We start from the raw sequence: 17415 nt of genomic DNA on the forward strand, positions 1-17415 counted from the left end.
AACTGTTATGAAAGATGGGAGTTTATCTGGAATACCCGCCGGGAGCGTTTTTTCGAGAAGCTGATTCAGCCTGGCAAGAGTTGCTTTTACTTCCTCTCTCGATGTTTTGAATTTGTCCGGGATTTCAGTGGGTTCTTCAATGAGTTTATCGATGGCCTGGATTTTCTTTTCTACGATGAAATTCATATAAAGCCTAATTAGCGATCTTTCCAGATCTTTATAAGATAGAGAGTGAAAATAATTGTAGATATTGTTAACTTCGTTATTTGCGCTATATAGCCATTCAGCGCTGTTAAAAGAGAGAATGCTATCGGAGGGGTATTTGCTATATCTGTTATAGTGTTCAATGGAAAGAGCTTTAATTCTGGAAAGCTCATTTTTCAGCACATTAGCTGTGTCATAGAGAGCGAGTTCATAATAAGGCGTATTTTCCTCTAAAGCCTTTTCCAAAAATCTATCAAACCCAAGCTCTTGCTCCTTCTGCTGATTCAGGAAATCAAGCGCTTCTGAGGCAAGCCTTTCTCTATCTTTTAAAGTGAAGCTTTGAAGTTTTCTGGTCAGTAAATCTGCTGTGGCATTGACGTTTTTGTAGTAGTCAATTACTTCTTCTTCAGAAAAAGCGGTATTTGTAAGGGCTGCATAGATAATTGAGAGTATTTCGTGATTCTTGATGATATTTCCACCACTATCCACAACCAAGGGGTAATAGTCATTACCATAATTCAGTATGTGGAGTCTGTACAACTCAGAGCCACCAGGAAGAGAATTGGCCTCTTCTCGGTTCAAACTGACTGCATAATCTATAAGGCTCGAAAACGGTGATGTTTGCAGGATTTCATTGAGATTGTCCTGGCTTGCGTTCCAGTTTTCATCCTCAAACCGCAATAACATTGGAGCGTTTGAAACTAATTCCCAGGCAAAACCCAGGCTTAGAAATGAAATTACGAAAAAAATAATAAGAAGCCTTCGCTTCATTTCTTTCCCCCCCCTATGTTGCGCAACTGCTTTCTTAAAAATTTTATCACAGTTCAGCTTTCATACAAAATCTGGAACAGTTTTGTGAAAGGTGGTATCATCGTCAAAGGAGGTGGATATATGTCAAAGCGAAAATTCGATTTTGCCGCACAATTAATCAGAGATATTGGAGAGGAACTGAACCACGAGGAAAATACAGAAAGGATTATTAATTATAAAAGTAGTGACCTCGATTTGGTTACACAATTTGACATCTATATTCAGGAGAAATTTGTAAAAGCGATCAATAAGAATTTTAGCACAGATGTTATCCTGGCAGAAGAAAAAGGGCTTTCCACTGTAAAACCCTCTGGAGCAACATGGATATTAGATCCCATAGATGGCACGGCGAATTTTGCCCACAGGTTGCCTTTATACTGTATATCGCTGGCATATTACGAGGACAACAACCCTGTGTTTGGGCTGATATATTCACCAAAAACAGGTGACTTGTACAGTGCCTATCATAACAAGGGAGCCTTTTTAAATAATATTAAAATCAGGGTTTCTGAAAGAAAAAAGTTGAAAGAAAGCCTTGTTACGGTGGGGACAACAGCGTTGCACTCAGTGAATTTGCTGAATCTGCTTCATAAAAATGTCCGCCGAACCAGAGTTCTGGGAACCGCAGCATTGCAAAGCGCCTTTGTAGCCGCTGGATGTTCAGAAGCTTTTATAGGATACAAATTGAACATCTGGGATATTGCCGCAGCCTACATAATTGTTAAAGAGGCAGGTGGTAGCATAACCAACTGGTCCGGGAAAGAAATAACCCCATGGGATACTGATAAAATGCTTTTTTCGAATGGTATGATGAACGAAGAACTGTGCGCACTTATGAGTTCTATAGATTTCTGAACAACGCTACAGTTTCAACGTGGTGAGTCAGCGGAAACATATCAAAGCCTTTTACACGTATAATTTCAACATTTGGCTCCATGAGATAGCGAGTGTCTCGTGCAAGCGTTGCTGGATCGCAGGAAACATATATTATCAGTTTGGGCTTGAAACTTTTCAACAGGGATATCGCTTTTCCCATGCCGCTTCGTGGTGGATCAAGAAGGATAACCTCATATTGGTGTTTACCCTTGTTTTTCCGGACGTAATTCAATGCATCCTCTTTTATGACCTCTATGTTGTTGAGCCGATTTATCCTGGCATTGGCTTCAAGTGCTTTAACAGATACCCCGGAACTTTCAACAGCGGTGATCCTATCAAAAGCCTTTCCAAAAAAAACACTGAAAAACCCTACCCCAGCGAAAAGGTCAAGCAGGCTTTCTCTTTTTTCAAATTCAATTGTTTCTGCTATGTAATGTAAAATCTCCCTGGCGATGAAAGTGTTGACCTGAAAAAAAGATGTGGGCGGCACCTGATAAAGAATGTCGTCGATTTTCTCGGTCAAAACCCCTTCACCATAAAGTACCCTGTAGGGGCCCCTGAGATTTATATTATCTCTACTGTTGTGCACATACACAAAGGAATCAATCTGCGGGAGTTTTTGCTTGAGAAGATTCGTTATAGTTTTTAATTCAGGAAATTCAGATTTTTTTCCTATCAAGATTGCCATGCTTTCGCCTGAAGAGCTTTTCCTAAGCACAAGGTGCTTTAAGTTACCGGTACCTCTTTCTGGATCATATGCCTTCAATCTGAACTCATTCAACACACGTTGAATCTTTATTCTCAAATCTTCAAAGACTATATCGCCTATGACACACCCCTGAGGCTCTACTGGCTTAACTGAAGCTTTCTCCTTAAAACCCAGTTTGATACCATTAGGAGTGTTGAAAGCCACATATTCCACTTTGTTTCTATAATGCATTTCCTTTGAGGGAACCACCTCAGGAAGAGGAATATCGATTTTTGCCAGGCGTTTGAACTGCTCTTGAATTATCTTCGCTTTCCATTTCAACTGCTGATCATACATCAGGTCCTGCCAGTCACAACCACCGCATCGTGGAAAACTTTCGCAAAGCCTTTCTCTTCTGTATGGGCTACTTTTAAGGATCTTGGTGGGTTTCCAGAGCTCGAAATCCCTCTTGCGGTTTATCCGCACTGCTTCAATTTGCTCTCCGGGATAACCGCCAATAATGAACACGATTTTTCCCTCTTGGGTTCTGGCCAGTGAAAGCCCTCCGGCTACCAGTTTCTCAACAGTAAAAGTCTGAACCATAACCATCACATGGATTCTGGAGCGCTCACACCAAGAAGCTGAAGACCGTCAGCGATGACATTTCTGGTTAATTCACAAAGCTTTAGCCTTAGAGTAGATCTCCGGGGGTTTTCAGGATCGGCTACCAGATGCTTGTTGTAAAAAACATGGAATGTCGATGCGAGCGCTTCAAGATAGTTGGTCAACCTGTTGACCTTATAATCCTCTGTGATCGAATCCAACACAGAAGGTAATTCCAGTACTATTTTTATGAGTCTTTTCTCCTCAGGTTCGAAATTATAGCTATCGGGTAATATCCCTATGTGCAGATTTTTGTCTTTTGCTGTTCTGAAAATACTGCTTATTCTCGCATGAGCGTATTGAACATAGAAAACGGGATTTTCATTGCTCTTTTTCTTTGCAAGATCGAGGTCAAAAAGCATGTGTGTATCAGGATCGAACATGGCAAAGAAGTATCTTGTGGCATCGATGCCTGCTGCTTCTATGAGTTCATCAAGGGTGGAGAATGTCCCTTTCCTGGTGGACATCTTGACAATTTCTTTCCCCTTTTTGATATTCACATACTGATGTATGATAACCTCAAGAAAATCTTCAGAAATTCCCAAAGCCATGAGTGCGGCTTTCATTCGAGGAATATGCCCCATGTGGTCCGAGCCCCATATGTTATATACCTTATCGAATCCCCTCTGGTACTTATTGAAATGATAGGCAATATCTGTGAGAAAATAAGTGTGTGTGCCGTCGGAGCGAAGAACGACTTTGTCATTATCGTTAACAAAATTCGAAACTTTGAACCATAACGCGCCATCCTTTTCATAGAGCAGGCTCGCTTTCCTGAGAATCTCAAGAATTTTATTAACTGTTCCATCAATCACAAGGCTTTTTTCACTGAAATAGTTATCAAACTCGATTCCCAGCTTATTAAGAGTTTCTTTCATGCTTTGGAGCATCTTATTCAGGGCAAAATTCGAGAAAAATTCCTGAGCATTTGTATCCCAACTGTCCAAAAATTTATTGCCGTATTCCCTTTTAATTTCTTTTGCCATATCAACGAGGTATTCACCTTGATAACCATCTTCGGGAAGTGGGATTTCCTTCCCGAAAAGCTGGTTGTATCTAACCCAAAGAGAATGGCCAAGCAAACGTATCTGGCGGCCAGCATCGTTGATGTACATTTCCCTTTTCACCCGGTATCCCCTGGCAGAGAAAATCCTGCAAAGCACATCGCCAAAAACTAATTGCCTTCCATGCCCAATGGTAAAAGGCCCTGTTGGATTGGCGCTTCCAAATTCAAATTGAACATTTGTTTCAGGCTTTACTTTCCAGAAAAATCTTCTTTCAAGTACCTCTTTCATAGCATGTAAATAGACTTCGTCAGTAAGTATAATATTAATGAATCCAGGTCCGGCAACTGTTGCGCTTTTTATATATTGCTCCTTCTCTAGCTCTCGGGAGAGGCTACTGGCTATTTCACGGGGAGCTTTTTTTAGGCTCTTTGCTAGCAAGAAAGCAACATTAGTGGAATAATCGCCAAAATTTTCATCGGGGATTTCTATTTTGAATATGGGAATACTTTCAACGCCTAATCTGTTGAGTGATTTTGTAATACTGTTTTCAAGCAGTTTTCGAAACATAACGCACCTCCGGGAATCTTCATTTTGATGTTTCGATTTTAAACAACAAATCGGAATTGCGGTTGATTTTTGTATAGTTTAGCGTATATTAAGCTGGCTTCATGAAACCAGAGCTGACAAATGCATTACAGAAATCAGATAATCGTACACAAAAGGCAATTTGCGGCTTTATACGATGTTTGAAAGATTTTAAACTCTCGGGTATTATTGAGTTAAAGACACCAAAATCAAAGGAGGTATAACTATGGCTGTAAACCTTAAAGGTAAAAGTTTTCTCACACTTTTAGATTTTACCACGGACGAAATAAGATATCTGATTGACATCGCAAAGCAAGTTAAGGCGGAGAAAAGAACGGGGATTGTAACCCAGAGGTTCCTTGGAAAGACCCTGGCAATAATTTTCGAAAAAAGATCCACCAGAACAAGAACAGCATTTGAGACAGCTTTTGGCGAGGAAGGCGGGCACGCTGTGTTTCTTTCAAAGGACGATATCCACCTGGGTGTCAAGGAAGATCTGGAAGATACCGCAAGGGTTCTTGGCAGAATGTTTGACGCCATCGCTTTCAGAGGGTTTAAACAAGAAACCGCCGAAACACTGGCGAAATGGTCTGGAATTCCCGTATATAATGGTTTAACCGATCTTTATCACCCAACTCAAATCCTTGCTGATTTCATGACGATTGAAGAGCATTTCGGAACATTGAGAGGGAGAAAGCTCGTTTACATGGGAGATTCAAGAAACAATGTTGCAAATTCTCTCATGATAGGCTCTGCTAAAATGGGTCTGCATTACGTTGCCTGTGGTCCAAAAGAGCTTTGGCCGTCTGAAGCTCTGGTTTCTCGGTGCAGAGAAATTGCAAAGGACACGGGTGCGAAAATTACTGTCAGCGATAACCCTAATGAAGTCGTAAAGGAAGCCGATGCGATATATACAGATGTCTGGGCATCTATGGGCGAAGAAGAGAAACTCAAGGAAAGGATCGCTCTTTTAAAGCCTTATCAAGTGAATCAGGAACTCATGAATGCCACTAAAAAGCATGACACGATTTTCCTTCATTGCCTTCCAGCCGTAAAAGGCAATGAAGTTACACGTGAAGTGATTGAAGGGCCTAAATCAAGGGTTTTTGAAGAAGCAGAAAATAGAAAGCACACGATCAAGGCGGTTATGATTGCTACTCTCTTATAAGCTTATAAAACGTGAGGAGGCCCATGATGAAAAAAATAGTGGTGGCAATAGGTGGAAATGCTTTGAACAAGCCTGGCGAAAAACCAACCGCCGAAGTTATGAAAACTAATCTTTATGGTACAGTTAAACACCTTGCAGATCTCATTGAGAATGGATTTGACCTTGTAATTACCCATGGTAATGGTCCCCAGGTTGGTAATTTGCTGGTGCAGCAGGAAATCGCAAAGGATACCTTACCCCCTTTTCCAATAGACGTTAACGATGCAATGACACAAGGGTCAATAGGATATTTGATCACACAAACATTATCCAACGAGCTTAAGAGAAGAGGTCTGAGTATCCCTGTGAGCTGCGTGCTCACGCAGGTAGTTGTAGATAGAAATGATCCGGGTTTTGAAAACCCAACGAAACCTGTTGGCCCTTTTTACGATGAGCAAACAGCGAAAACCCTACAAAAGAGCAAGAGCTGGATTATGAAAGAAGATGCTGGTAGAGGGTGGAGGAGAGTAGTGCCTTCACCAAAGCCCTTGAACATAGTGGAAATAGAATCGATCAAAACTCTCTTAGAAGCCGATAATGTTCTTGTTGCGGCAGGTGGTGGCGGGATACCTGTTGTGATAGATGATACTGGAGAGCTCAGAGGAGTAGAAGCTGTAATAGATAAAGACAGGGCTTCTTCTTTGTTGGCGCGGTTGATTGGTGCTGATATCTTTGTGATTCTAACTGCTGTTGATTATGCGTATCTGAATTTTGGAAAAAAAGACCAAAAAGCCCTGAAAAATCTGAAAATCGATGAGGCCAAACGATTGATGGAAGAAGGGCAATTCGCTAAAGGCAGTATGTATCCAAAAATTGAAGCTGCTGTTGATTTCGTAGAAAAAACCGGACATCAAGCCATAATAACTTCGCTTGAGGGTGTTAAGAAAGCCATTGAAGAGGGATTCGGAACCAGGATTATCTTGTGAAAAGATTTAAATTGCATGCCGGGCAAATTGCCCGGCTTAATTTTAGTAAGTAGTTATGCTATAATTGAACAGAACGAATGATTGAAAGGAGTGATGACAATGCGTGGTGAAGTTACAAGGACGAAAATCATGGAAGCTGCCATTAAGGTTATCTCTCAAGAGACAATTGAAGGCTTGAGCACCAGAAAGGTGGCGGGAGAGGCAGATGTGAATCTTGCTGCCATACATTATCACCACAGATCTAAAGAGGGAATGCTCATTGACCTGTCAAGATATGCTATAAACAATTACTTACTTCCCAAAATTAACCGCCTTTTTGAAAAAGGTCTCGAACCAAAAGACTTTATTGAAGCTATGATTCAAGTTGTCAACGAAATGGATGAGGAACACGAAGATGTGTTGATAACCTTGATTTACCTGTGGCTTTACGGAAAGAAAAACAGGAGAATCAGGGAGATAATGCGTTCTTTTAAGTCCCAAATTGAAGAAAATATCAAGGAAGAACTGATTAAGCATATGTCAAAGTCCAGAGCTACCCGGGTTATAAAAAGGCTTTCTCAGCTTCTTTTTGGATATGCTCTGGATCTCGTTATAAGCGGAGAGACCATGAATGAAAAAGAAATAGCTGATATTGCAAAGAGATTGTTATAACACGAGGTGGTTTCTTTGTCCGTGATAGCGATTACCAACCATAAAGGTGGAGTAGGGAAAACCACCCTAACTTATAGTCTTGCTTATGAATACGCTTTGGGAGGATACAGTGTATTGCTTGTGGACCTTGATCCGTCAGGCAATCTCACCATAGCGATGGATCAGGATCCATATGAAGACGGAGAAATCAATCTCGCAACTATCATATCAGAGGGGGAAAGTTTTGATCCGAATCGTTTGAAAAGATCTGTTACCAAAGGTTTTGCCACTATCGACATTCTTCCATCAAATGACGAGCTATATCGGGTAGAATCCATGGGGAATGGTATTCAAAGCCTTTTTTCGTTAAAGGATTATTTGAACGAAACAGGGCTACACAGCAGTTATGATTTCATATTCATCGATACCCCCCCTAACCTTGGCATTTTGACAAACATCGCTCTGGTCACCAGCGATTTTTTTCTTGTGCCAGTAAGCCCTGGAAAATACGCATTAAAGGGGCTTGATAGAATGTTCAGAGTGGCCACAATGGTGAAAAAAAGAATCAATAGAAGCCTTGAATTTCTTGGTATAGTTATCAACAACTTCCGCAAGCATGAACAACCATCCCGCGCACTTGAAAAGTCCGTCATAGACCTATATGGAAATGCCTATATAACTCCTCCCATCAGGCGGACGGTTGATGTGCAAAAATCCGAGATAATCAGCGAGCCCATACAGCTGGCCTTTCCTAACTCTCTGGCTGTGAGGGATTTGAAAAGGCTCTCACAGGGGGTGCTTAAACGTGTCAAAAAGCAGGAAATTTGATATGGATTCTCTAACTTCAATGATAAAAAACACCGTTAGAAGTAATAATGATGATAGAGAAAAAGCTCTTGAAGAATTTGAAAATGAATTTTATGGGAAGCTAAAGAACAGAAAAAAGAAGCTCTTAAAACCTGAAAAGAGAACGAGGGAGAAGTCTGTAATAAATGAAAAAAACGCATTCAGTTCTTTCATAGGAAGAAAGGATCTAACTTCTACTGAAAAATTAATGCTCATTTACCTATCACATACTTCTTTTAAGAAAGATGGCGTATCAATCAGTATCAGATCGCTTGCTTCTGCCCTCGGCATAAACAAGAACACAGCTTTGGATACACTGATGAGCCTTGAACTCAAAGGACTCATAGAGAAAGAATCAACGCCACGAGGAACGCTCATTAAATTACTCGTTCGTGTGGGGATGCCATGAGCAGGAGTGGAAAGTGGATACTCGGTTATTTTATCGCTTATCTTGTTTCTTTGTTCATTTTCCCAATGACAACTCGTGTGCTAACCCTGAGCGTGTTGATCGGAATGATCATCATTGCACCTGCAAGAATGGTAAATAAAAAGGGTTATAAACGATTACTCTCACTTCTATCTCTTGGCGCTATTGTTTTGACTTTTGTATATCTTTTCTATGTTGCGGTTCCTATAATCATCAACGGAGTAAAGAGCTTTCAATCAGGACTTGTTGACCTTGATATCGATAAGTTCTCATCCAATTTCAGAGAGCCTTTCGGAAGTTTTATCAACGATACTTTTGAAAAGGCTGGTTCCATGCTTGGAGATATTCTGCTTCAGGCAAGCCTTTACATAAGTAAAAACATAGCTTCGTGGATCACTTTTGGGATCTTGCTTGTTGTTGCTTCAGTTGTTTTAACTGCCAGGTCACGGTCTTTTTTCAGGTATAGAGCAGTTCGCACCCTGTTTCCGAACTGTGATAGTAGTGAAGTAACCAGCTTTTTCGAAGGTTTCTATAGAGATCTCCAGGGCTATATTACCGGGCAATTGATCGTGGCACTTGCAGTGGGATCTGTGATAGGTTTTGGGGCTTTTGTTTTTGGCATTCGTCAATCTCTATTTCTTGGATTGCTTGCCGGTATTACAAATTTAATTCCCTTTCTGGGCGTTATTATCACCGCTATTCCGCTACTTGTAATTGGTTATAGCAGCCACAGTGAAAATCCGCTCATTGGGATTGTGCTGGCCTTGTTACTGCTAATTCTTGCTAATCAACTGGAAATGTGGGTACTATCACCAAGAATAATGTCCAAAAGATTAAAGCTAAACTGGTTTATCATACTCCTTTCAATAATAGCGTGCAGTGAACTTTTTGGAGTGTATGGAATAGTGCTTGCTATTCCCCTTGTTATTTTTATAAGACGTTACTGGGGAACCTTTGTTACGAAAGAGGTGAACGGTTATGGGAATATACGACAGGGATTGGTACAGGGAGGAACAAGAGAAAAAGCCCCCTCTAAAGAAGAGGGGACAAAATAAATCTTTTCTTTTTGGTTTTGTTGTGGGCTTGGCATCGGGTATAGTATTGACTACTCTTGTATGGATTTTTTGATCAAAAGCCAAATTCTATAAAAGGTCTTAGCTCATAGGTGATTTTCCTGGATGTATATTGCTCGAAATAATCTCCGAAATAAAGACTAAAATCTGAACCAATCTTAAATCCCCAGAGAGTTCCCTTCAAATTGACAGTTAAGATATTCGCCTTTTTTAACTCGCCAACAGGCCCTCTCCAGGACTCAGGATCAGTGAATTCTCCGGGTTCATCGCTGGGTTCATTCATGTTCAGATATGGAGTATCCAGTGTAACTTCTCCCTGTACAAAATGCTCAAATTCAACAGATGCTGAAATAGCGCTTCCCAACCATTCCAGGAGCAGTGAGAAAGCGTTGAGATCAGGTCCATATTTAAAGCCCAAAGGATATTCATTTGCGTCTCTCGCACCGGGAAGCTCTGATTTTGTTATGGTTCTATTGGTGATTTTTAACAGTGGCTGCCATCTGTTGTACATCCACGTATCGATGTGGTACGCTTCAGCAGAGATACGAAACATACCAGAAAGACCTTCAAGGAAATATTCTGCACCCAGACCATATGCCATGGCTGAAGGCTTTCCGCGAGCACCAGCTTCCGTCGGTCCTGAGTAATCATCCATGGTGAATTCGCCATAGATCTGGAATCCCTTGAATGGTACTAAAGAAAAGTCCAGAGACATCATGACATTTGAAAATCCCTCGCCATAGGTGTTGTGAAACACAATGAAGGGATTGAAATCAGTGAGGTCGGGATGTTTCCCCCCAACTACGTTGATTTCGCCCACGCCAATCCGCAATCGCTTGCTGAGCTTTATGTCAAAACGATGTCCAACAATGAGTTTTGAGGGCTCATCATATACCTGGTCTTGATTGAGGTCCCAGTAATGCGGGCTACTTGCCGACACTTTCCTTTGACGCTCCCATTCGCTTCCACTGAGCAAAGGTATTACGGAGATCATGTTGAAGGTATAAGAGAAATTACCATTTTTGCCCATGGGTGTCACGAATGAAGAGCTGAAATTGTCGTAATAATTAGAAGCATTGCTGATCGTAAGACCATTTCTCATAGGTCCCCAGCTCAGCTTGTAACGTCCAATACTTGCCTGGAATTCTTTTGTTGCATAGGCAGCATAGCCAAAGCTCGGAAAGCTGAAATTCAGTGCTCGGACATCTCCTTTGAGCAACTCTACCGGCAGATTGATAAAGGGTGTGGCATTTCCGGAAGGACCATGGCTTATATAACTCCGATAGTCCTTACTAAAATCCAGGTTTATCACTATTTGCAAATTATTCCCAATCCCGGAATCAAATCTCAGTACTGCCCAGGGCTGTAAAGTATCGTATCTATACCTCAAATAAAGTGGAACGCAGGGATTGTACCAACCTTTCCTTGTGGTGAAGGGATCAAAATTATGTAGCGTAAGCTGTGGCGTAGTAATGAAGGAAGCGGTAGTGTTGCTCGTATATTGCTTGGATTCCCCCAGAAAAGCTGAACTGATGGGAGTATTTGGTATGTATGGAACTTCCCCATTTAGCAGGAGTTTTCCTTTCCAGATAACATAGCCTTCACTATTCTTGAAATTCAGGTTCGCCATATTTGCTAGTACTACTAAAGGAACAAGAATAACCAAAATTACCAGGACACGCCTCATCGCATTCCCTCCTAAAATATGAAGATTTTGTTTATGCCAATATTCAACAGCCACTTTGGGCCATCAGAAGAAAAATTCAATGACAACAATCCAAATAGCCCAAAATCGATTTTTGGATAATATTTCAATTTAGCAGTGATTACTATTTGCCTACTAATGGGCTCAACGAGCTTGTACCAGTTATGTTCGTAAGGGGCATGGTACGGGCTGTTTATACCATAACTTCCCATAGCCAAAAATTCCAGCTTTGTAGAAAATTCAATCTTCTTTTTATTCCACTGAAGTCTTAACAGGTGCAAAGATACATCAGGGCCATAGGGAAAGCCAAAGAAGAAATCTATATCAGGCCACATGCTAAGCCACATGACGTTCATTCTAATGGGGTAGGTGAATTTCCCTATATCAGCATCTCTGTTATATAGATAGGGCGTCGTGTGGTAATATTCATACCTCAACTTAACCGTGGAAGGAACTGATAATCCCCTTTCAGAAAGGGTGAAATCCTCAAAATATTCTTTGTTTCTGATTGTGTTCCAGTTATCGCTGCTGCTCCATTCCACACCCACAAGCCAGCCAAAGGCAGTGGGTCTGGAATTTTCGCCTTCAGTATTTAACCTGAATTCATCGAGACCAAATTCGCTATAAATTCTGAAGTTCTTCAGAATAGATTCCATTGTTACAAAAAACATGACATTGGAATGGGTTTGGTAACTATGGTGGTAAATGATGAAAGGTCCTATATCCTGCAAATCCGGATAAACCCCATAAATGAGGTTTTCCTCAGCAAAACACAGTCTGAAAACCTCGCCCGAAAAAGCCCATTTGTGCCCAAAAAGTGTCTTTGGATCGCCATACACGCTTCTGTCGGCGGAAATTGCGAAGAAGTTGTAATCGAAGTTACCAAAATGAGTGTCATCATCAAACTGTAACCATAGGTGATCATAATATACAGGAACGTCGGAAAGCCCAATATCATAGGTAGCGGGCCCCCATTTTAGTTTTCTTCTGCCTGCGGAAATGAGAAAGTTTTCGGAGCTCCACTGGATGTAGCCAACACGTGGATAATTTGCGTCAAAAAATGGAGCCCATGAACCAACTGAAAGCGGAAGGTTGGAAAAATCTCTCCCAAGCAAAAAGGCGGAAAAATCCTGGCGCGCTTCAATAAACATAGCAGCCTCCAGATGATTTGTGTTTATTTGAAACCCGGCCTTTCCCAGTGCGGGAAGTGAATAGTACCTTAGAAGATCGTATAGGTTTGGCTCATAACTTCCATCAACAGACCCGTAATTGTTAAGCGAAAGGCCTGGCGATATACCTAAGTAGATCGATGTCATTGAGAAAACTATTCCAGCCATTAAAAAGGTGCAAAAAAGAAAAAAATTCCTCATTATATCCCCCCTCTAAAAATTCTATCACAATGAATCTAACAAATGGTTATTTATCAAATTCCAAGGAAATATCGTCGATTTAATTCAATAAAACCATTGCAAAATGTTTACTTATCAGGAAAATATTAACGATAACAATAATTAAATTCCGATAATTTTAGTATAATATAGATGAGGTGATAGGGTGAATAAATTCACAAGCGAAATGATGAGTTTGATAAAAGCGGTTAGGAAAGACCTTGATGAATATTTGCTGAAAGACTCAGCAGCGAGATCGAAAATTCACATATATTTGACTTCGGCAGGTTTTCATGCGCTTTTTTTGTACAGGATATCCCATTTACTTTGGAATCTCCGATTTTTCTGGCCAGCAGAGTTGATTCATTATTTTAACAGAGTGCTTTTCAGTGTTGACATACATCCATCTGCTTATTTTGAAGCAGGTGTTGTAATTGATCATGGAATAGGTGTGGTTATAGGGTCAACTGCGACTATTGGAAGCGGTACATTGATATACCACGGGGTAACACTCGGTAGTAGAAGAATAGTCGAAGGAAAACGGCATCCGGATATCGGACGTAATGTAATCATCGGGGCTGGTGCAAAAATACTAGGCCCCATAATTATAGGCGATAATGCGCAGATTGGTGCCAACAGTGTTGTCCTTGAACATGTGTCTGAAGCGCAGACATATGTTGGTATTCCCGCAAAAGCATCAAAAACATTTCAAAAGGAGGCAAATTTATGAACATTGATCTGATAGTAGGAAATACACCTTTTGTTGCTTTAAATAGTTTAGATCCAGCTGGCAGTATTCTCTTAAAACTTGAGAAAAACAATCCAGGTGGTAGTGTGAAAGATAGAGCCGTAATGGGGATGATTTTATATGCAAAAAATAAAGGCGAATATACAGAAGAAATGACAATTGTTGAACCTACCAGTGGAAATACAGGAATTTCCATAGCAATGTTTGCAAGTAAATTCAGATATAAAGCGATATTGGTTATGCCCGAAAGTGTTAGTGAAGAGCGACGGAAGGTCATAGAAGAACTTGGCGCTGAGGTTATTTTGACAGACACATCAGGGGGTATGAAAAAAGCTGTTGAAAAGGCAAAAGAAATTGTCAATAACCTTGAAAATGCTGTTATGCTGGACCAGTTTTCAAACCCCGGTAATCCTTATTATCATGAGATCACTACTGGACCGGAAATATTTAAGCAATGCGGTAATGAATTAGATGCTTTTGTAGCTGGTGTTGGTACTGGAGGAACTATTACGGGTGTTGGTAGAGCTTTGAAAAGATTACTACCAAAAATAAAAATTATAGGTGTTGAGCCAGAAGAATCGGCTGTTCTTTCCGGTGGAGAACCTGGAAAGCATAAAATTCAGGGTATAGGTGCTGGCTTTGTCCCTTCTATTCTTGACCGGGCACTTCTTGATGATGTGATTACCATTGGTTCTGAAGAAGCTATTGAAATGATGCGGTGGCTTCACAAGAAAGAGGGGCTTTTGGTAGGAATCTCATCGGGAGCCAACGTTGCAGCGGCTTATAAATTTAAAAAATCCGGTGCCGCTGAGAAAGTAGCCACAGTGGCACCGGACCATTATGAGCGTTATTTGAGCATATTCTAATTCACTTTACTATGACAGTTCCTCTGGGGAATATTCTGCCAAGTTCGTTGGACCACGTTTTGTCAACTCTATAATCGTAGATTCTGAGCTGACTACGATCTAACCCCGGAGCGTAAAGATTATAAATGCCTTCGATATAAATATCGTAAAAGTTATTTGAGAATGCCGTAGCGTCTGCATATAAAATTAAGGGTGCCCAATTTTCTTTTTCTTTTGGTGAGAGCGCCTTATAGACATCCATAAGTGCTTTCGGAAGTAGTCTGTTGTTTACAAAAATCCCGGTCTCTTTGCATTGGTTTACTGAGATGTTTTTGAATATTCCTCCTGTACTGGCTATGAAGAAACCAATGTTTGGCTTTCCCTTTTCAGGTATATTGCTAACGGATACATTCGCTATTTGAGCATCTTCTACGTTGCTTAGTGCGATAACATAAAAACTGGATGATTTCAACTGGGCCCCGTTCAAAAACACGCTTTTCAAATTTTCGAGGTTCAATGCAAAACGTCCGGATGAAATGTCTAACTCCTCAAGCAAAATATCTTCAGAATCTGAGTTTTTGATCTCCAAACCGGTATTCTTTATGCCTTCTTTAGCTTTGTACTCACTTATGTAAACCTTTTTGGGATTTAATATTATAAATCCTTTTGAAGAATTTCTTATCTCAATATTACGCGCATCAAAGACGTTTGCATCACTAATGTACCCTGCTGTCCCGGCTGAGTTTATAGATACATTGTGAAGCCATAAAGAAGAACCGCTTTTGACAATCAAGGGGTTCGAGGTGTCCATAAAAGCACAGTTTTCGATGTATAGCATAGCACCGGAAGCAAAGATAGAGGTTTCATTTCCAGTTACCTTTTTCAGATTCAACTCGCCACCATAAAGCATAATGCCATTGTTAGATTCACTTTTCAAGATTACACCGTTGTTATCTCCTGATACGTTCAACTTGCCATTTACAACGAATGAAGCGCCATCCTGGATAAGAAGCAAGCCATCTCCCTGTATTGAAACCTCAACATTGTCAGGAATAGTGTAATTTTCAGCTATCAAAATGGGGTAGGCATTTTCGTCAAAAGCAGCGTTGGTAGCAGTCCCGGTCAATATTGACGCTCCTCTATACAGAGTCAAGAGCTTTTCAGGGAACTTGTAGCTGTAATGATCTGTTATGATCTCCACTTCAACGGATACTTCCGTTGTTGCATCGTTGGTTAGGAGCAATGGCGAATCAAAATCTCTCACGATGGGAGGATCGTCTTTGAAATCAATCTCATCCGGTAAAACTGTTTTTACTTCCTGGTTGATAGGTGTATTTAATATTTTTCTACGGATTCTGTATTTAACATCCGGATCAGGTACAGGATAGAACCTCACCCTGAACTTACCATCTTCGTCTATCTGGTAAGCGTAGAACCCCTCAAGGTTCTTCAGGTCAACCCTCGTTTCAGTAGCGACATATGTGGGGGATTCAATCCCCAGCGCATTAATACTATACAGGATCCTTAAATCGCCAAAATAAATGCCATCCAAGGGTTCTAACACGTTAAAGGTTCTTGAAAGATCATAGGTGTAGGTATTGGTTCCTTTGGGTGTTTCAACAAAAATTGTCAGGGAAGCATCTTTACTGGCTATGGTATTTGCTACCCTAATGGTCACAGGTTGATAGTCTTTTTGAATCACATTGAAACTAAGAGCATCTTTTATCTTTTTGAAATTGACCAATTCGATTTTATAGGATGATTTCATTGATTTGTTTCCGGCTCTGTCGATAGCGGTAAGGAAAAATTCAAGGGTCCCGCTAAACCCCGTTTCTGGAGAGGGGACTGGAATGATTATTTGATTAGTCTCCGTTTCAATATGGTATGTGGTTGTATTAGAGACGATGACTTCACCAAAGATGGAAGCGGTGTCTGAACTGATCCCAAGATCCACAACAATTCTGTTCTCGTCAACACTGTAATTCAGCAATGTCGGTTCATTGGGTGGGGTTGTATCAACAACAAAAGTTGCGCTTTTTGTGAAACTATCGCCGTAGAGATCGATGATGCTAAAAGCTAAGCGGTGCAGCCCTTCAGAAAGATTTTTAAAAGGAACCACAGCCTTCTGGATATCGACTTTTACTGGCGCACCATCATCAAGAGAAAATATAAGATTTGAGAGATTTTTCGCTTTGAAAGTAATTATCAAATTATCTGAAGGAATGAAAGCCGGTATTTCCCCCAATTCAAAATACGGCTTGCCCATAACCTCAATTGATTTTTCCGGGCCAAAGGGAACTCCTTTGTACAGAGGGATTACTTTAATTTGCGTGGTTTCCTCGGGGAGTGGAAGTATGTAAGAATTTTCCATTGTCTTGAAAGTTGAGGCATCCACGGTTATGAGGTAGCTCACATCAGTCTCTACATAGGATTTCAAATCACTTTTCCAGCTGAGTTTCACGCTGTCTCCATCTCTGACTGCTGATAGCTCGCTGATTTCAATTGAGTCAATGGGAAATTCAAAGAGGTAGGGAATATCATCGTTCCATTTAAGGACAACTTCCTTTGTCAACAGTGTTATCCCATCATACTGCAATTCAAGCTTATGTTTCCCTTGTGTCACAGCGCTGAAAACAGCTTTTAGATCTGCTTCAAGTTTATTTGGCATTTCATCAAGTATAAGGGATACTTTTTCAGGGTCGAGCCCCTTTCCGGGGGTAACTTTTACTTCAACCTCAACGGGTAATAAAGGCACTTCAACGCTGATAACCTTCGATTTTTCTATGT

15 protein-coding genes are annotated in these 17415 nt (G+C 40.7%); 9 read left to right on the forward strand and 6 right to left on the reverse strand.

Going from position 1 to position 17415, the window contains the following annotated elements:
- Positions 1 to 975, reverse strand: a 975-nt coding sequence (locus AC3LHT_RS02890) for a hypothetical protein (protein ID WP_488661918.1), incomplete at its 3' end; no start/stop codon positions are given.
- A 120-nt stretch (positions 976 to 1095) separates the two neighbouring features.
- On the opposite strand from AC3LHT_RS02890, the gene AC3LHT_RS02895 reads away from it, so the two are divergent.
- Positions 1096 to 1869, forward strand: coding sequence for an inositol monophosphatase family protein (locus tag AC3LHT_RS02895; protein ID WP_290644960.1), 774 nt, complete (start codon positions 1096 to 1098; stop codon positions 1867 to 1869).
- Here AC3LHT_RS02895 and rlmD read toward each other — a convergent pair.
- Complete coding sequence (gene rlmD / locus AC3LHT_RS02900) at positions 1856 to 3181, reverse strand: 23S rRNA (uracil(1939)-C(5))-methyltransferase RlmD (protein WP_488661919.1); 1326 nt, start codon at positions 3179 to 3181, stop codon at positions 1856 to 1858. The genes AC3LHT_RS02895 and rlmD overlap by 14 nt on opposite strands.
- 5 nt (positions 3182 to 3186) lie before the next feature.
- Positions 3187 to 4815, reverse strand: coding sequence for an arginine--tRNA ligase (gene argS, locus AC3LHT_RS02905; protein ID WP_290667761.1), 1629 nt, complete (start codon positions 4813 to 4815; stop codon positions 3187 to 3189).
- Positions 4816 to 5059: 244 nt separating this feature from the next.
- On the opposite strand from argS, the gene argF reads away from it, so the two are divergent.
- From argF to AC3LHT_RS02935, 6 genes are all read left to right on the forward strand, one after another.
- Positions 5060 to 6001 carry an ornithine carbamoyltransferase gene (gene argF, locus AC3LHT_RS02910; RefSeq protein ID WP_488661920.1) on the forward strand — a complete coding sequence of 314 codons (942 nt, stop codon included), beginning with the start codon at positions 5060 to 5062 and terminating at the stop codon, positions 5999 to 6001.
- 23 nt (positions 6002 to 6024) lie between these two features.
- On the forward strand, positions 6025 to 6966 hold the full coding sequence (gene arcC, locus AC3LHT_RS02915) for a carbamate kinase (RefSeq protein WP_366011136.1): 942 nt from the start codon (positions 6025 to 6027) through the stop codon (positions 6964 to 6966).
- 99 nt (positions 6967 to 7065) lie between these two features.
- Positions 7066 to 7617: a TetR/AcrR family transcriptional regulator gene (locus AC3LHT_RS02920; RefSeq protein WP_488661921.1), complete on the forward strand. Its 552-nt coding sequence runs from the start codon at positions 7066 to 7068 to the stop codon at positions 7615 to 7617.
- A 21-nt stretch (positions 7618 to 7638) separates the two neighbouring features.
- Positions 7639 to 8424, forward strand: a complete 786-nt coding sequence (locus AC3LHT_RS02925; RefSeq protein WP_290667795.1) for a ParA family protein — start codon at positions 7639 to 7641, stop codon at positions 8422 to 8424.
- Entirely contained in the window at positions 8402 to 8851 is a 450-nt protein-coding gene (locus tag AC3LHT_RS02930; RefSeq protein WP_290644951.1) for a hypothetical protein, read from the forward strand. The genes AC3LHT_RS02925 and AC3LHT_RS02930 overlap by 23 nt, the downstream gene beginning before the upstream one ends.
- The gene (locus AC3LHT_RS02935; RefSeq protein WP_290644949.1) at positions 8848 to 9924 is read left to right on the forward strand and encodes an AI-2E family transporter; all 1077 of its coding nucleotides are present in this window, start codon (positions 8848 to 8850) and stop codon (positions 9922 to 9924) included. Before AC3LHT_RS02930 ends, AC3LHT_RS02935 begins: the two co-directional genes overlap by 4 nt.
- Before the next feature lie 73 nt (positions 9925 to 9997).
- On the opposite strand, the gene AC3LHT_RS02940 is transcribed toward AC3LHT_RS02935, so the two are convergent.
- Complete coding sequence (locus tag AC3LHT_RS02940) at positions 9998 to 11629, reverse strand: capsule assembly Wzi family protein (protein ID WP_488661922.1); 1632 nt, start codon at positions 11627 to 11629, stop codon at positions 9998 to 10000.
- 11 nt (positions 11630 to 11640) lie between these two features.
- Positions 11641 to 13017, reverse strand: a complete 1377-nt coding sequence (locus tag AC3LHT_RS02945; protein ID WP_488661923.1) for a hypothetical protein — start codon at positions 13015 to 13017, stop codon at positions 11641 to 11643.
- A 184-nt stretch (positions 13018 to 13201) separates the two neighbouring features.
- On the opposite strand from AC3LHT_RS02945, the gene epsC reads away from it, so the two are divergent.
- Both epsC and cysK read left to right on the forward strand, forming a co-directional pair.
- Positions 13202 to 13765, forward strand: coding sequence for a serine O-acetyltransferase EpsC (gene epsC, locus AC3LHT_RS02950; RefSeq protein WP_488661924.1), 564 nt, complete (start codon positions 13202 to 13204; stop codon positions 13763 to 13765).
- Positions 13762 to 14649 carry a cysteine synthase A gene (cysK, locus tag AC3LHT_RS02955; RefSeq protein ID WP_488661925.1) on the forward strand — a complete coding sequence of 296 codons (888 nt, stop codon included), beginning with the start codon at positions 13762 to 13764 and terminating at the stop codon, positions 14647 to 14649. The genes epsC and cysK overlap by 4 nt, the downstream gene beginning before the upstream one ends.
- Position 14650: 1 nt before the next feature.
- Here cysK and AC3LHT_RS02960 read toward each other — a convergent pair.
- Positions 14651 to 17415 (reverse strand): hypothetical protein (locus AC3LHT_RS02960; protein ID WP_488661926.1); only part of this gene is annotated, 2765 nt, incomplete at its 5' end.

The sequence above is a fragment of the Kosmotoga sp. genome (assembly GCF_982836095.1).

What these genes read in the sequence shown, in the direction of transcription:
- AC3LHT_RS02895 (WP_290644960.1), top strand. Translation starts at nt 1,096, where the DNA reads ATGTCAAAGCGAAAATTCGATTTTGCCGCACAATTAATCAGAGATATT.
- rlmD (WP_488661919.1), bottom strand. Translation starts at nt 3,181, where the DNA reads ATGGTTCAGACTTTTACTGTTGAGAAACTGGTAGCCGGAGGGCTTTCA.
- argS (WP_290667761.1), bottom strand. Translation starts at nt 4,815, where the DNA reads ATGTTTCGAAAACTGCTTGAAAACAGTATTACAAAATCACTCAACAGA.
- argF (WP_488661920.1), top strand. Translation starts at nt 5,060, where the DNA reads ATGGCTGTAAACCTTAAAGGTAAAAGTTTTCTCACACTTTTAGATTTT.
- arcC (WP_366011136.1), top strand. Translation starts at nt 6,025, where the DNA reads ATGATGAAAAAAATAGTGGTGGCAATAGGTGGAAATGCTTTGAACAAG.
- AC3LHT_RS02920 (WP_488661921.1), top strand. Translation starts at nt 7,066, where the DNA reads ATGCGTGGTGAAGTTACAAGGACGAAAATCATGGAAGCTGCCATTAAG.
- AC3LHT_RS02935 (WP_290644949.1), top strand. Translation starts at nt 8,848, where the DNA reads ATGAGCAGGAGTGGAAAGTGGATACTCGGTTATTTTATCGCTTATCTT.
- AC3LHT_RS02940 (WP_488661922.1), bottom strand. Translation starts at nt 11,629, where the DNA reads ATGAGGCGTGTCCTGGTAATTTTGGTTATTCTTGTTCCTTTAGTAGTA.
- AC3LHT_RS02945 (WP_488661923.1), bottom strand. Translation starts at nt 13,017, where the DNA reads ATGAGGAATTTTTTTCTTTTTTGCACCTTTTTAATGGCTGGAATAGTT.
- cysK (WP_488661925.1), top strand. Translation starts at nt 13,762, where the DNA reads ATGAACATTGATCTGATAGTAGGAAATACACCTTTTGTTGCTTTAAAT.